The organism is Leptotrichia hongkongensis (assembly GCF_041538065.1).
Lineage (GTDB): Bacteria > Fusobacteriota > Fusobacteriia > Fusobacteriales > Leptotrichiaceae > Leptotrichia > Leptotrichia hongkongensis.
Genome location: NZ_JBGORW010000022.1, coordinates 1 through 1,031 on the forward strand (window position 1 = coordinate 1; position 1,031 = coordinate 1,031).

1 protein-coding gene is annotated in these 1,031 nt (G+C 37.3%); it reads left to right on the plus strand.

The window, feature by feature from the left end:
• Positions 1 to 63 precede the first annotated feature (63 nt).
• Positions 64 to 984 carry a DDE-type integrase/transposase/recombinase gene (locus ACEG17_RS09955; protein ID WP_372583590.1) on the plus strand — a complete coding sequence of 307 codons (921 nt, stop codon included), beginning with the start codon at positions 64 to 66 and terminating at the stop codon, positions 982 to 984.
• The last annotated feature ends 47 nt before the right edge of the window (positions 985 to 1,031 follow it).

The following is a 1,031-nucleotide window of genomic DNA, read 5'->3' on the forward strand; positions in this document are numbered from 1 at the left end:
AAAAAAGAAAGGTTTCTGATATAATGTAAATCTACCAAACCACATTAAGGAGAAACCTTTCATATGAGTAGTATATCAGAAATATACCGTGTTCGTCAACGGGCAATTGAGTATGCAATAAAACATAATAATAATTCAAAGGCAGCAGTGAAATATAAGACATCACGTCAGCAGATAAAACGTTGGAGAGACAGATACGACGGCACAGTCCAGTCTCTTCTGCCAAAAAGCAGAAGACCTAAAAGCCACCCAAACCAGCACACGCAAGAAGAAATAGAGCTGGTTATGAAAAAGTACAGGAAATTTGGCTATGAAGGGCTGGCAGAAGTTTATGTCAAAGCAAGAAAGGAAGGCTATAGCCGTACATATGATTCAATGTGCAGGATAATAAGGAAAATGAAGGGCAATGCCAAAGAAAAGCCTAAAAAGCTATATAAGAGAAAGAAGAAGGTTGAACAGGCGAAGTACCCTGGGGAAAGAGTACAGATAGACATAAAATATGTTCCGGAAGAATGCATACAGTTTGGCACACGTGACCAGAAGTATTATCAAATAACGGCATTAGATGAATATACAAGAAAAAGAGTGTTAAGGATAGCAGATGAAAAAAGTACCTATCAGACTGCAAAGTTTCTAGAGAACTTGGAAAAGGAGCTGGGATTTGACATAAAGAAAGTTCAGACAGACAATGGGAGAGAGTTCACAAATTCTGAAAGTGATAAGAAAACACTGTTTGAGCTGAAACTGGAGGAGAAGGGGATAGAGTACGGGACAACTCGTCCATATTCGCCATGGGAGAATGGGAAAGTGGAAAGAAGCCACAGGCTTGACAGCAAGTACTATGCAGACAAGAAATTTAAAAGCAAGGAAGAACTGTTAAGGGCAATAAGGAAATACAATACAAGATACAACAACATATCAAGAAAAGTGCTAGGCTTTAAGAGTCCAAATGAAGTATTAAAAGAGTACAAGGAAAATCAGTAGGTTAAAGATACATTAGGGAAGAAATATTTTTTTTAATATATTTTTGT

Excerpts from the sequence above, each read along its gene's own strand:
- ACEG17_RS09955 (WP_372583590.1), top strand. The coding sequence starts at position 64 with ATGAGTAGTATATCAGAAATATACCGTGTTCGTCAACGGGCAATTGAG.